General features: G+C 61.4%; 12 protein-coding genes. 3 read left to right on the forward strand and 9 right to left on the reverse strand.

Features of this window, described 5'->3' with window-relative positions; genetic code table 11:
* Positions 1–97: 97 nt before the first annotated feature.
* The 5 genes from E4U03_RS02340 to dinB form a co-directional block, all read right to left on the reverse strand.
* Positions 98–781 (reverse strand): hypothetical protein, encoded by a 684-nt coding sequence (locus E4U03_RS02340; RefSeq protein WP_135011379.1) that lies wholly within the window; start codon positions 779–781, stop codon positions 98–100.
* Positions 778–1773 (reverse strand): 16S rRNA (cytosine(1402)-N(4))-methyltransferase RsmH, encoded by a 996-nt coding sequence (gene rsmH, locus E4U03_RS02345; RefSeq protein WP_167752232.1) that lies wholly within the window; start codon positions 1771–1773, stop codon positions 778–780. Before rsmH ends, E4U03_RS02340 begins: the two co-directional genes overlap by 4 nt.
* Positions 1774–1820: 47 nt before the next feature.
* Positions 1821–2255, reverse strand: coding sequence for a division/cell wall cluster transcriptional repressor MraZ (gene mraZ / locus E4U03_RS02350; protein WP_135011380.1), 435 nt, complete (start codon positions 2253–2255; stop codon positions 1821–1823).
* A 302-nt stretch (positions 2256–2557) separates the two neighbouring features.
* Positions 2558–2956, reverse strand: coding sequence for a DUF3040 domain-containing protein (locus E4U03_RS02355; protein ID WP_135011381.1), 399 nt, complete (start codon positions 2954–2956; stop codon positions 2558–2560).
* 142 nt (positions 2957–3098) lie between these two features.
* The gene (dinB, locus tag E4U03_RS02360) at positions 3099–4382 is read right to left on the reverse strand and encodes a DNA polymerase IV (RefSeq protein ID WP_135011382.1); all 1284 of its coding nucleotides are present in this window, start codon (positions 4380–4382) and stop codon (positions 3099–3101) included.
* Positions 4383–4507: 125 nt separating this feature from the next.
* Here dinB and E4U03_RS02365 point away from each other — a divergent pair, with 125 nt between their 5' ends.
* Positions 4508–5620: a polyprenyl synthetase family protein gene (locus E4U03_RS02365; protein ID WP_135011383.1), complete on the forward strand. Its 1113-nt coding sequence runs from the start codon at positions 4508–4510 to the stop codon at positions 5618–5620.
* An 83-nt stretch (positions 5621–5703) separates the two neighbouring features.
* On the opposite strand, the gene E4U03_RS02370 is transcribed toward E4U03_RS02365, so the two are convergent.
* Positions 5704–6075, reverse strand: coding sequence for an Rv2175c family DNA-binding protein (locus tag E4U03_RS02370; protein WP_135011384.1), 372 nt, complete (start codon positions 6073–6075; stop codon positions 5704–5706).
* Positions 6076–6182: 107 nt separating this feature from the next.
* On the opposite strand from E4U03_RS02370, the gene E4U03_RS02375 reads away from it, so the two are divergent.
* Complete coding sequence (locus E4U03_RS02375) at positions 6183–7646, forward strand: serine/threonine protein kinase (protein WP_167752233.1); 1464 nt, start codon at positions 6183–6185, stop codon at positions 7644–7646.
* A 136-nt stretch (positions 7647–7782) separates the two neighbouring features.
* Here the strand turns inward: E4U03_RS02375 and E4U03_RS02380 are convergent, their stop codons facing one another.
* A complete protein-coding gene (locus tag E4U03_RS02380; protein ID WP_245207642.1) occupies positions 7783–9144 on the reverse strand; it encodes a class II 3-deoxy-7-phosphoheptulonate synthase in 1362 nt (453 codons plus the stop codon).
* A gap of 144 nt (positions 9145–9288) precedes the next feature.
* On the reverse strand, positions 9289–10032 hold the full coding sequence (locus tag E4U03_RS02385; RefSeq protein WP_135011387.1) for a lysophospholipid acyltransferase family protein: 744 nt from the start codon (positions 10030–10032) through the stop codon (positions 9289–9291).
* Positions 10033–10324: 292 nt separating this feature from the next.
* On the opposite strand from E4U03_RS02385, the gene E4U03_RS02390 reads away from it, so the two are divergent.
* A complete protein-coding gene (locus E4U03_RS02390; RefSeq protein ID WP_135011388.1) occupies positions 10325–12370 on the forward strand; it encodes an AMP-dependent synthetase/ligase in 2046 nt (681 codons plus the stop codon).
* Positions 12371–12594: 224 nt separating this feature from the next.
* Here the strand turns inward: E4U03_RS02390 and E4U03_RS02395 are convergent, their stop codons facing one another.
* Positions 12595–14001, reverse strand: coding sequence for a mycothione reductase (locus E4U03_RS02395; protein ID WP_135011389.1), 1407 nt, complete (start codon positions 13999–14001; stop codon positions 12595–12597).
* Positions 14002–14034: the final 33 nt, after the last annotated feature.

Here is a 14034-nt window from a genome sequence, read left to right on the forward strand (position 1 = left end):
CACTCTTTACTGTGGCCCGCGCGCCGCGCGGTAGGCCCGCTAGCCCATAAGGCGAACAGGTGCCCGCCACCAGGGCAGGCACCGTATCACGCGCTTGCTATTGACCGCCTGTGCTCGCCGCAGCGGACGGCTGGGCTGAGGTCTGGGCCGCGGTTGAGGCGCTGGCAGGAGCTGAGGCCTGGGCGCTCGCTGAAGCGGCAGCGCTGGCTGATGCTTCTGCTGAGGCCTTGGCTTCGGATTCTTCCTTCTTGCGCTGTTCCTCGGCCCGGGCGCTGGCCTCTTCGTAGGCCTGGGTATCGGCCAGGGCAGGGGGTGCAATCAGGTTCTTTGTTGCTGCTTCGCCTTCAACAGCGGCCAGGGGGGTGCCGGTGATTTCACCGGTTTGCAGGTCAAGGGTGGCCTGGCTAGAGGCAGCTACCAGCCCTAGCTGGCTTGCGCGGATAGCCAGATCCTGGGGGGCCTGGTGGAATTCGATTTCCTGGGCCAGGGCCTCATTCTGCTGGATTAGGGCCTGCTCTTGAGCACGTAGCTCAACCAGGTCGTACTGGCGGGAGGCCATGACGATGCTCAGCACCAGCACGGTGAGCAGGGCGACGAGCATGGCGCCCAGGGCCACGAAGACGCGCCAGCGGTTGGAGGTAGCGCGCAGGGCCCGGGAGCGTGAGAGTGGACGGCGGGCGGGGGCTGCTTCTTGGGGTTCATCGCGCACCACAGACAGGCGGGGCTTGTTCAGCTGCCCGCCCTCGTCGGTTGAGGTAGGGAAACGGGGTTCCGCGCTCATCGTGTTGCCTTTGGTGTCTTGATTTTTTCTGCTGCCCTCAGTTTTGCGGACGCCGCCCGCGAATTCTCTTCAATCTCCTGCTCGGTGGGGGGTTCAGCACCGCGGGTGATGATTTTGAGTTCGGGTTTGTGTTCTTCGAGCTCAACGGGAAAACCCTTGGGGGCGCTGGAGGTGGCCCGGGCGGTGAAGGCTCGTTTGACGATTTTGTCTTCGAGGCTGTGGTAGCTCATGGCCACGCAGCGTCCGCCCAGGTTGAGGGCGTCGATTGCTGCCGGTATGGCACGCTCTAGGGCATCGAGTTCGTGGTTGACCTCGATGCGCAGGGCCTGGAAGGTGCGCTTGGCGGGGTGCCCGCCCTTGCGCTGGGCGGCTACGGGTACGGCCTGCTGAATTACTTTGACCAGCTGGCCGGTCGTTTCAAAAGGACGCTCGGTGCGGGCCGCTACGATACGGGAGGCAATGCGGGCTGCGAATTTTTCTTCACCCCACTGGCGGATGATGCGGCGCAGCTCTGCTTCTTCGTAGGTGTTGACCACGATAGCGGCGGTGAGTTCCTCGGTGTTGTCCATGCGCATATCGAGCGGGGCGTCGTAGGAGTAGGCGAAGCCGCGTTCGCGTTCATCGAGCTGCATGGAGGACACGCCCAGGTCAAAGAGCACGCCGTCGACCTGGGTGACGCCGGCTTCTGCCATAGCGCGGGGGATCTCGTCGTACACGGCATGTACGGGGATGAAGCGGTCCCCGAAGCGGGCCAGGCGCTCACCGGCGAGTTTGTGGGCTATGAGGTCCCGGTCGATACCGATGAGGGTGAGGTCTTCGAAGCGCTCAAGCATGGCTTCAGAATGGCCGCCCATGCCCAGGGTTCCGTCGATGACGACGGCGCCGGGGCGGGAAATTGCGGACGCGAGGAGGTCGAGGCAGCGGTCAAGCATGACCGGCACGTGCCTGTCTTTGGCATCCTTGCCGGGTGAGAGGTTCTCTACCTGAGTCAAGGGGTGCTCCTCGCGTTGGTGGTTTTGTGGTCCGCTGTCTTTTGGGGTTAGAGCATGAGCCCTGGCAGGATCTCATCGTCGGTGCCGGAGAAGGCTTCTTCCTGTTCCTTCAGGTAGGCCTCCCAGGCTTCGGTGCTCCATATTTCTGCTCGTGAGCCTGCGCCGATGACCGTGAGGTCTTTTTCTAGCCCAGCGTAGTCTCTGAGGTTTTGAGGTATGGTGATTCGCCCCTGCTTATCGGGTACCTCGTCGGAGGCGCCCGATAGAAAAACTCGGATGTAGTCTCGCGCCTGCTTTGACGACAGCGGAGCTGTGCGCAACTGTTCGTGGATGCGCTCAAACTCGGTCATGGTAAAGACGTAGAGGCAGCGCTCCTGCCCGCGGGTAAGCACTAGACCTGCTTCTAGTTGCTCGCGAAATTTCGCGGGAAGAATCAGGCGCCCCTTGGCGTCCAGACGCGGGGTGTGGGTTCCAAGGAACATGGCACCACCGCCTCTACCTGTCGTCTGTGCTTCCCCCAGCAAGAGGGAAACTACACCAGTGTTGTTCTATCTCCTCCACTTTACTCCACTATGCCCCACCGAATGTACCAAATACGGAATTTTTACCGGGTTTTTGAGTGTTTTCACACGGAATGTGACGGTTGCAACCGATTCTGCCACAGAGGACTCAGCTCGAACCCTTTCACCGAGGCCAGCCCGCCGCTCCGTATATAACTTTGGAGGCATACAAAAAAACCGCCCGGCACAAACCGGGCGGTTAATTTATAGGGGTGGGAAGGGGGCTAGAAACGGGAGCCACCTTGGCGTTCGTCCCACTTATTTTCGAGGTTCTGCATGAAGCGGGAATTGCCCTTAGCTTTTGAGGGGGCTGGGCGGGCGGACGCTCCACCACCGGTAGCTTTCGCGCCCTTGGGGGCGGTGGTGGCAAAGTAGACTCCGGCAGCTGCTAGCACGAAGCCAAGAACGCCCAGAAGAATAATCTTGGTGGATACCCCGGCAATAATAACGCCCAGGCCAACAACGGCAGCAAGGGCACCAATGACCAGGTTACGGGGAGATAAGGTAACAGCGGGAGCCACCAGGGGCTGAGGGCCGGTCATGGTTGACGCGAAGGCGGGGTCTTCGTTGAGCTGCTTTTCGAGCTGGGCAAGAAGTTCCTGTTCCCGTTCTGAAAGCGCCATGGTGTCTCCTTAGCTTGTGCGGTGAGCCTGAACGCGCAGGTGGGGCGAGCAGCCCGTACGCGAGCGCGCGTTAGGTTGTCTACTCATCTTACCGGTAGCTCTTGGGTGCAGCCTAGACGCTCCCTGAAAATGACCTCTCATTTCATCGCTCTTTTCGGCCGCCAGGGGTGAGCAGGCTAGCGGGTAGGAGGCCCTTGGCACCGAAGCGGGCATTGATGGTGTCCATGGCGTTTTCCGCCTCTTCCCATTCTTCGGCAAAGGAATCCTGGGTCGGCAAGGCAGCTTGTTTAGCCGCTCCGGGTGAGCCTGGGGTGAAGAGTTGCATCTGCACACCGGCGTCCCGCCCTTCAAGTTTTTCTGCGCGCACGCCGAGCAGGCGTATTGGCCGGTGGGAGGAGCCGTCCGCCTGTAAGACCTCGAGCTGTTTGAGGTGGGCGATGACGGCATCAAACATAACGCGGCCAGATACGGTTGCAAGGGGTAGGGGGCAGGAGCGGGTGAGGGTTTCGAAGTCCGAGTAGCGGATTTTGAGGCTGAGGGTTCGGGTTTGCCGCCCGGCGGCCCGCAGTCTGCGGGCTACGGTCAGGCAGAGGGAGTAGAGCTCGGCGGCAATCGCTTCGGCATCGGTCTGGTCGGCAGTGAAGGTATGTTCGGCCCCGATTGATTTTTCGATACGCTCGGGGGTGACCTCGCGGCGGTCTATACCGCGGGCTAGCTCATAGAGGTGCAGGCCTGCCGCTTGCCCGCAGCGGCCCTGGAGCCAGGGCAGGTCGTATTCCCGCAGCTGGGCGACGGTATGAATACCCAGCCCCTCAAGGTGGGTGGCACTTTTAGCTCCGACGCCCCAGAGCTTGCCCACCGGCAGGGGGTCCAGGAACTCCTGCACCCGGTGGGGCGGGACCACCCAGAGGCCGTTGGGTTTGGATCCGGCCGAGGCCATCTTGGCAACGAATTTACTCGATGAAATCCCTACGGAACTCGGTAGGCCCAGCTCGGTTTTAATGCGGTCCCGGGCCTGCTGGGCGATATCGATGGGGCTCCCCTGGGCACGGACGGCCCCGGTCAGATCCAGAAAAGCTTCATCAACGCTGACCTGCTCTAGGCGGTCGGTGATGGCTCCCAAGATAGTCATGACCTGGGCCGAGTAGCTGCGATAGTGGGCGGACGGCTCCAGCAGCAGGGCAGCTGGGCAGAGCTGGCGAGCGCGGGCCAGGGGCATGGCTGAGCGCACCCCGTAGCGGCGGGCTTCGTAGGAGGCGGAGAGGACGACTGAGCGCGGCGAGTTGCGGGCAACGATGAGCGGACGCCCGCGCAGCTGGGGCTGTGTAAGAAGTTCGACGTTGACGAAGAAGGCGTCCATATCGAGGTGCATAATGATGCGGGCAGGTGCGTCCGCATGCCCACCCCTAGCAGCCAGCTGGCCCATGCACCCCACCTCATCTATCGAAACTATGTTCTAATCTATCCTAGCCAGTCAGGTAAGTTTTGACCAGGTGCAGGCCCCTATCTACTAGACTGGTGTGCAGAGCTATCCCCAGACCCAAGGACGTCATGACCCCCCAGCCAGCCCCCGCTACCGGCCCCGACGAGTCCGCAGCCTACCTTGAGGCTCTCGAAGCCGAAATGGGCCGCTTTTTTGATACCCAGCAGGAACTTATGGCAACCGTCTCGGTTGAGACCCTGCCCCTGTTGGAGTCCGTCCGCGCCCTTTCCACCGGCGGTAAACGTCTTCGGGCGCTGCTAGCCTACTGGGGCTACCGCGGGGCAGGTGGAGCGGGAGCGACCGAGTCCATCGTTCGGGCGGGTGTAGCGATCGAACTTTTCCAGACCGCTGCCCTCATCCACGATGACATCATCGACGCCTCCGACACCCGACGGGGTGCCCCCAGCGTGCACCGCCGGTTTGAGACCATGCACCGGGAGCTAGGCTATAAGACCAGCCCCTCATCCTTCGGTGTATCAAGCGCAATTTTGGCTGGAGATCTGTGCCTGTCGTGGTCAGAAATGGTGTTCTCGTCCATTCCTGAGCTCACCGCCGCCAGCGAGGCCCGCTTTATCTTTAACCTGATGCGCACCGAGGTCATGGCCGGCCAGTACCTCGATATTGTGGGCGAAGTCGTGCCCGAAGAAGAGCCAGAAGTTGTCCTTGAACGGGCCAAGAATGTGATTCGCTACAAGGCCGCTAAATACTCCTGTGAACACCCCATTGCCCTGGGCGGGGCCCTGGGGCTGGGCCTGGCTCACGGCCAGGACTCTGAACTGGTTGCAGGCTACCGGGCTTTTGCCCTGCCCCTGGGCGAGGGTTTCCAGCTACGCGATGACGTACTGGGGGTCTTCGGCGAGCCCGAAACCACCGGCAAGCCTGCCGGCGATGACTTGCGCGAGGGCAAGCGCACCGTCCTCACGGCCTTTACCGCCATGAAGAGTAATGCCGGCCAGCGGGCTTTCCTCGAAGAATCCCTGGGCTCCCCCACCCCGGGGGCAGAAACCATCCAAGAGCTCCAAGACCTCATGCGAGACTCCGGTGCCCTCCAGGCCGTCGAAGAGATGATTCAGGCCAAGGGGGACGAGGCCCTAGCTGCCCTTGAGTCCCTCGACCTCGAAGCATCCGTGCAGCAGGCCCTGCGGGCCATTGCCGCCAAGGCCCTGCACCGCTCCTTCTAGCACACCACTGTAGAACTGATTAAACGCAGCAGGCTCACACCGGAGTGTGAGCCTGCTGTTCTCTATCTAAATCTTTAAAAGCCTTACCAGGCCAGGGCCGAGGCGCGGCGGCGGATTTCGGTCTTGCGACCTTCAATCAGGGCGTCGATAGGACGGCCGGGCAAGGTCTCGTCAGCAGTGTAGAGCCAGACGATAGCTTCTTCTGCAGTGAAGCCGGCATCGGCCAGCACGCTCAGGGTGCCCTTGAGGGGCTCAAGCACGCGGTCTTCACGCATGAAGAGGGCGGGGACCTTACGGACGCCGGTTTCGGGGTCGCGCACGGCCAGCAGGGTTCCGTCAGCCAGCAGGTTATGGACGCGGGTGACCTTGAGGTCAAGGGCTTCTGCGATATCGGGGATGGTCAGCCAGTCGCCAACCAGAGCAATTACTTCGGGTGTAGTTTTTTCATCAGTCACCTATCCATTGTGCCCCAGAAACCGGGGAATCGGTAGGCAAGCCCGCCCGGTAGCTCCCAAGGCTGGTTTTCGGCCTCTTCCCAGGGGCCGCCCGTACAATGGTGAGGATGACTGATGACTTCTCTGCTGCCCCCTGGCTGACCGGGGTGATATTCAAAGGCCATTTTGAGGTGGGCCACCTAATTGCGCGCGGTGGCATGGCCGAGGTGTACCATGCGGTTGACCTGTGGTCAGATAACCCGGTGGCTCTCAAGGTCCTGCTCCCCCATCTCTCTACCGACCCCGCCCAGCAACAGAAGTTTTTTAGGGAGGGCTCGGCGCTCAAGAAGATTCAACACGAGAACGTGGTGGGCGTCATCGACGAGGGCACCAAGCTGGTGCACGGCCAGCAGGTCATGTTCCTGGTGCTGGAATACGTGCACGGCTGTACCCTGGCCCAGCTCATGCAGCTGCGCCCGGTGCTGTCGGTGGGCGAGATGCTCGATGTCATGATTCCTGCGGTTGAGGGCCTGTCTGAGGTACATGCCCACCACCTGATTCACCGCGATATCAAGCCCGCTAACATTCTCTTAGAAGCCGATACAGAGGGCGTTAAGCTCTCCGACTTTGGCCTGACACGCAGGGCCGACCAGAGCGCCACCGGCCAGCTCATGGGCACCCCCTCCTTTGTGGCTCCCGAGATCCTCGACGTTGCCTCGCCGGTCGGTCCTCCTGCCGATATTTTTGCCCTGGGCGTGATGATGTACCGTATACTCACCGGCCGTATGCCTTTTGCCGGGGCCGATAACGACCAGCAGGTGCTCTACCACAACATGAACACCGACATTCCCTCGCTCACCCACCTGGCTGAGGGCATCTCCTCTGACATCGCGGGTGTGGTGAGCTGGTGCACCCGCCGCAATCCCCGCGACCGTCCCCAGGACGCCACCGAACTCTACCGGGCCCTGCGCGATATTGAGGCCCGCGCCAGCGAGCAGGAAAAGGGCTACCGCCTAGATCAGGCAGACCAACCCACTGCTACCCTCTGGGAGGATGTTGCCGACATCGCCGAACAGTCGGGGCGGGTACGCCACGGGCAGACCGCTATCACCGGCTTTGGGGCCGCCGATGACCTACTCGATGCAGGTTCTTCTGGCCCGCTCAGCGAGCATGAGCAGGCTGTTCGCTCTGCCGCGGATGCCCCCGTTGAGGTCTATGCCCCCACCGACTTCCCCAGGGTTGGGCCCAAGACCGAAACCCAGGCCGTCCTCGATGCCCAGCTCTCTGAGCATGAAGCTGACCAGGACCCAGCGGTGGTCGAGCAGCCCCCTATCTCAGCCGGATATAACCGGCAGCGGGCTGCCGCCTACCGTAGCGAGCGCGCGGACGCCACACCCGCGTCCGCCCCGCAAGCAGCCTCGGTGCGCCCCACCAACCCTGCCCAGTGGACCGACGCGCAGCGGCGTACCCCTGCTGAGCGCTGGCGTCCGCCGCTATCCCCGGCAGCCCTGGCCCTGATCCTAGTCCTGATACTGCTGGGCTTTGTGACCGCAGGTTTTGTGGGCTGGTGGCTGGCCAGCCTGATTCTCTAGCACCCGCCCGCTCCTGCCCGGCCCTAGTGCCCGCCTAGAAGCCACGCAAAGAAAAAGCCGCCGTGGCCCTGCTCTTGAAACCTGTGTTCAAGAGGCAGGTAACGGCGGCTTGCTCTGTACCCTAGAGGCCTTAGCCTTAGCGGCGGGCCAGGTACTCAGCGACCTGGAAAGCGATTTCCAGGGACTGCTGGTGGTTCAGTCGCGGGTCACAGAGGGTCTCGTAACGGTCTGCGAAAGCTGCTTCTTCGATGGGGTCAGAACCGCCCAGGCATTCAGCAACGTCGTCGCCGGTCATCTCTACGTGGATGCCGCCGGGGAAGGTGCCCAGGGCCTCGTGCACCTCGAAGAAGCCCTGAACCTCGTTCATGACGTCATCGAAGCGGCGGGTCTTGTAACCGGACGGTACAGAGATGGTGTTGCCGTGCATGGGGTCGGTGACCCATACGACCTTAGCGCCTTCCTTCTGCACGCCCTCAACGATGGCGGGCAGGTTTTCGCGAATCTTGCCGGCGCCCATGCGGGTGATGAAGGTCAGGCGGCCGGACTCGCGGTTGGGGTCCAGCTTGTCGATCAGGGCCATGGCATCGTCGGCAGTGGTGGTGGGGCCGAGCTTCACGCCGATAGGGTTGCGGATCTTGGAGAGGAAGTTGACGTGGGCATCGTCCAAGCCACGGGTACGTTCACCGATCCAGAGGAAGTGGGCGGAGGTGTCGTAGGGCAGGTGGGTGCGGGAGTCAACGCGGGTCATGGCGCGCTCGAAGTCCAGTAGCAGGGCCTCGTGGCCGGTGTAGACGTCGGTGGTCTTCAGGGGGCCAAAGTCGGTGCCACAGGCTTCCATGAACTTGATGGCGCGATCAATTTCGCCGGCGATGGACTCGTAGCGGGCGTGGGCAGGATTGGAGGTGAAGCCCTTGTTCCAGGAGTGCACCGAACGCAGGTCAGCAAAACCGCCCTTGGTGAAGGCCCGAATCAGATTAAGGGTGCTGGCGCTGGTGTGGTAGCCGCGCAGCATACGGTTGGGGTCGTGTACACGGGATTCTTCGGTGAAGTCAAAACCGTTAACCATTTCACCGCGGAAGGAGGGCAGGGTGACGCCGTCGCGAGTCTCGTCGTTCGATGAGCGGGGCTTAGAGAACTGCCCTGCCATACGGCCCATCTTAACCACGGGCATAGAGGCACCGTAGGTCAGCACAACGGCCATCTGCAACAGGGTGCGCACGCGGCCTGAAATCTTATCGGCGGTAGCACCAGCAAAAGTTTCGGCGCAGTCGCCACCCTGCAGCAAGAAGGCTTCACCTTCGGCAACGCGAGCTAGGTCAGCGCGCATCTGGTCAACCTCACCGGCAAAAACCAGCGGAGGGACGCTGTTCAGTTCATTGATGACGGCGGTAAAGTCGGGGTGCTCAGCCCACTGGGGATGCTGGTCGATGTGCAGGGAGCGCCACTCTTCGAGTTCGGGGAAGTCGTTCGGGGTGGGTACGGCGCCGGGGTTGGTCACGGGGTGACTCCTTTGTATGTGGTCGCTAGAGCCTAGCTGAGGGTTAGGCTCTTGTCTCTTATTCAAAAGTATTGGGGCTTGATGTGGAGGGTTCAAAGCTGTGTCCACCATGTGACATACAGCTCTTAGAATGGGGCGGACGAGCTAGGGGCGGGTTTCAAGCAGGCGGCTGGTAGCCTCGTCCGCACTGATTCCTTCAGCCGTCATAAGCTTCTTAACGTCGGCTGCATAGACCGGGGTGATGGGGCGGCCGATCATCTGGCTAATCCGCTCAATGACCAGGTCTGCCAGTTCCCGCTGGGCGGCCCATTCGTCGTCCCGCCCCAGATAGGGGGTCACGTCGATGGGTTGACCGATGACGGTCTTCACCCGGATCGGTTTGCCGTCCTTCCGCAGGCGCAGGCGGTTGGAGCCGGGCACCTGCACGTCCTCGTTACCGAACTGGGCAACGGGGATAATGGGGACTCCGGCCTCCAGGGCCAGGCGGGCCACACCAATTTTGGCCCGGTAGAGGCGAGCATCGGGGCTACGGGTCCCCTCAGGGTAGATACCCACGAGCTTACCCTCGCGCAGGGCAGTGACGGCAGCAGCCAGAGATTCAGCCGACTTAGCACCACCAGAACGGTCAATGGGCAGCTGGCCCACAGAAGTGAAAAACCACTTCATCAGGCGCCCCTTAAGACCGGGAGTAGTGAAGTAGTCTGACTTAGCCAAGAAAAATACCTGACGCGGAGCCGCAAGGGGCAAGAAAATAGAATCAATAAAAGACACATGGTTACTTGCCAAAATAGCGCCGCTTGCTACCGGGATATTTTCGACCCCCACAACCTCGTGGTGATAGGCCCGCTGCAAGAAGGGCTTGAGCACGGTGCGTAGCTGCATATACATGGTATCTCTCCTTGCGATAGGGCAATATCAGGGGTCTCGTGGCTAGAGCAGTCAGCGAGCGGCTTTCCACTACATATTGTATGCCCGAGGGCGACCAGCTCAGAAACAGGAGTTACAAAGCCCTCCCCAACGAGGTGAAGCTATTCCCCTCAGAGCGTCACACCCCGCAAAAGTGGGATTTTAGCCGGGGGCGGGCTGTAAAATGGCCAGGAAGAACCGCGTGCCCGGCATCGTCGCCAGCGCACCTTAGCCCTCCCCCGCCGCCGGGGCCCGTTAGAGACAAGGTAACACCGTGAAAGAAATTCACTCCCCCCAGATTGTTACTGTTGATCCGGCAGTCAACATCACCGACATGGTGGAACGCCGCGCTCAGGACAGTCGCAATCCTCTGGTCTACCGGGTGCAGAAATCGACCGGCAACTGGGTGCCCGTTACAGCAAAGGACTTCCGCCGTCAGGTCATTGATCTAGCCAAGGGTCTTATGGCCGCAGGTATTGGGGCGGGCGACGTCGTTGGCATTATGAGCCGTACCCGATACGAGTGGACCCTGATTGACTTTGCTATCTGGCACGCGGGCGCTGTGACAGTACCCGTCTACGAGACCTCATCTCCTGCCCAGGCTGCCTGGGCTCTGTCTCACTCCGGTGCTAAGGCTATCTTCGTCGAGAACAGCAAACTGGCAGACGTCATTAGCCAGGCCCGTAAGCTCACTGATGATGAGCTCTCCCTTGATGCTCTCAAGGACGTCTGGGTCATTGAAGATTCGATTCTCCCCACCCTGGTCTCCGATGGGTCTTCTATCTCTGATGAGGATGTCGAAGAACGCCGGTCCCTCGCCAACCTCGATACCGTAGCCACCATCGTCTATACCTCCGGTACCACCGGCCGCCCCAAGGCCTGCCCGATTACCCACGGCAACTTCGTCCGCCTCTCTGCCAATACCAAGCTCACCATCCCCGAGATTGCCAACGAGACCAACTCGACCCTGCTCTTCCTGCCCCTGGCCCACGTGCTGGGTCGCCTGATTCAGGTGCTGGCCTTCGACGCGGGCCTGACGGTAGGCCATGCCCCCGACATCAAGAACCTCTCCACCGACCTGGCCTCCTTCCAGCCCACCATGCTGCTGGTTGTGCCCCGCGTCTTTGAAAAGGTCTACGAGGGAGCTATCAAGAAGGCTGAGAAGGGCGGTAAGGTCAACGCCAAGCTCTTCCACCGCTCAGTAGACGTAGCTATCAAGTGGTCCCAGGCCAAGATTGCGGGCAAGATGACCCGCACCCTCACCCTGCAGCACAAGTTCTACGACAAGCTGGTTTACTCCAAGCTGCGCGACGCCATGGGCGGTAAGGTGCGCTTCGCGGTATCCGGCGGCGGACGCTTAGCCCCCCACTACGGTCACTTCTACCACGCTGTGGGCATCGAGGTCGTTGAGGGCTACGGTCTGACCGAGACCACCGCTCCCCTGGCCGTTGGCCGCATCCGCAACTTCGATATCGGCAACGTGGGTACCCTGATTCCCGGTGGCTCTGCCCGTATCGCTGAGGACGGCGAACTCGAGTTCAAGGGCGTCGGCCTGATTTCGGGCTACCTCGACAACCCCGAAGAGAACGCTGCGGCCTTCACCAAGGACGGCTGGTTCCGCACCGGCGACCTGGCCCGCATCGACGACGACGGCAAAATCTTTATTACCGGCCGCAAGAAGGAAATCATTGTCACCGCCGGCGGTAAGAACGTCATGCCGGTGCCCGCCGAAGACCGTCTGCGCCAGTCCCCCTTCGTTTCCCAGGCCATGCTGGTGGGTGATGAGAAGCCCTTCATCTCGGCGCTCATTACCCTGGACCCCGACGTCCTGCCCGATGAGCTTGAGCGTATCGGCCTGCCCCGCACCCTCTCCCTCAAGGAGGCGTCCACCAACCCCCGCGTCCGCGAGGCTATTCAGAAGTTCATCGACGACGCCAACGCCTTTGTGTCGAAGGCCGAGTCTATCCGTGAGTTCCGCATTCTCGATAAGGACTTCACCGAGGCCGAGGGGCATCTGACCCCCTCTATGAAGGTTCGCCGCAAGCAGGTGCTGGCTGATTTCAACTCCTATGTTGAAGATATGTACAACCGCACCAAGTCCACCGTGACCGAGACCGCCGCGCATACCGCTGAACGTGTTCAGGAGCTGCGTGCCGAGCAGGCCGAGAAATGGGACCAGTTCAAGGCTGTGCAGGCCGAGAAGATTCAGGAGTTCACCGAGGCCCAGGGGCAGAAGCTACACGAGCTGGCAGATAAAATCCAGCAGGTTGCTCCCCTACCCGGAGCTAAGGATCAGAGCAACGAAGAACAGTCTCAATAAAGCATATTCATAAGCGGTTTCGCAGGCTCACGCTCGCTGCCGGCCCTCTCGCCTGGTTCGCTTCGCTCACAAGGGCGATTCACGCCAGCCGCCGAGCCAGCAGCTTCGCTGTGAGCCTGCTCCACCTCCCATTATGAATAAGCAGTAGCCCCTTTATCTGCCCGTATATAGAAGAATCCCCGAGCCAATTTCAGCTCGGGGATTTTGTATTTCTATTGGAACACCTAGTCGAGCTCAAGCCCCAGCAGGGCGTTCTCCACAACCTCGGTCAGGGCCGGATGGATCCAGTACTGGCCGCGAGCCATATCGCAGGCACTCAGACCAAAGCTCATGGCCTGAATCAGGGGCTGAATCAGGTTGGGTGACTCCTCACCAATAAGGTGGGCACCCAGTAGCTCACCGGTATCCTTGCGGGCGATGAGCTTGCAGACACCTTCACTATCGTCCATAGCCCAGCCGTAGGCTACGTCACCGAACTTCTGCGCCTTAACGGTAATCTCGAACCCTTCAGCAGCAGCCTGCTCCCGTGCCTGGCTTTCGGTCAGGCCCACAGTGGCAATGGGCGGGTGAGTGAATACAGCAGCGGGCACGTAGCGGTGATCGGTGGCCCGCAGCTGGTCGGGGTGCACGATATTCCACTGCACGGTGCGCATCTCGGCGTTAGCCACGTGCTTGAGCTGGTAAGGGGAGCTCACATCGCCCAGGGCCCAGACGCCCTTGACCGGCTGGCCGCCGGAGAGCACCCGCTGGTACTCATCCACCTGCACCAGGCCCCGCTCATCCACATCAAAGTAGGTGGCGGCATCGAGGGTATCGGAGTTGGGGGTGCGGCCCGTTGCTACCAGCACCAGGTCAGCGGGTACGGTAACCCGCTCACCGGCGTCCTCAAATACCACCGTCGCAGACCCGTCGTCGGCAGGCTCGATAGCCTTCAGGGCGCGGTTGGTGCGCAGGTCCCACTGGCGGGCAGCCTCGCGGGTAAAGATTTCGGCAATGGTATCGTCGTGGCTGCGGAGCAGGCGGTCTGAGCGCACAGCCTGGGTCACCTGAGCACCCAGACCCGAGAAGACATGAGCGAACTCGGCTGCGATAAAGCCGCCGCCGATAACCACCACGCGCTCGGGCAACTCATCAATGCGCATGACGGTATCTGAGGTATGCACCTGGGGTAGGTCGATACCGGGGACTTGGGGCAGGGTAACGCGGGAGCCGGTAGCCAGTACCAGCTGGTCGGCGGTCAGCTCAAGACCGGACGCAGTAACCACGCTCCGGGGGCCGGTCAGCTTAGCGTACTCCTCGTAGACATCCACATTCCCAAGGGACTTCCGCCAGGCCAGCCCACCCTCGCTAATAGCGTCGATACGGCCGAAGATTCGGTCGCGAATCTGCCGCCAGGCAGTGTGCTTGTGCTCTAGCTCTACGCCCAGACGGGCAGCGTCCTTAGCGCGGGCAATGGTTGAGGCCGGGTAGACATACATCTTGGTGGGAATACAGCCCACGTTAAGGCAGGTACCGCCAAAGCGGCCGCCGTCGATGATTGCAATCTTCTTGCCCTCGTAGTCCTCGTTGGGCAGGGAGTTACCGGAGCCAGATCCGATAATGATGAGGTCGTAGTGGCGGGGTGAGCTCATGGGGCTACCTTTCGTGCGGGGTACGTCTGTGGT

It is taken from the genome of Rothia nasimurium (assembly GCF_004569295.1).
GTDB classification, from domain to species: domain Bacteria; phylum Actinomycetota; class Actinomycetes; order Actinomycetales; family Micrococcaceae; genus Rothia; species Rothia nasimurium_B.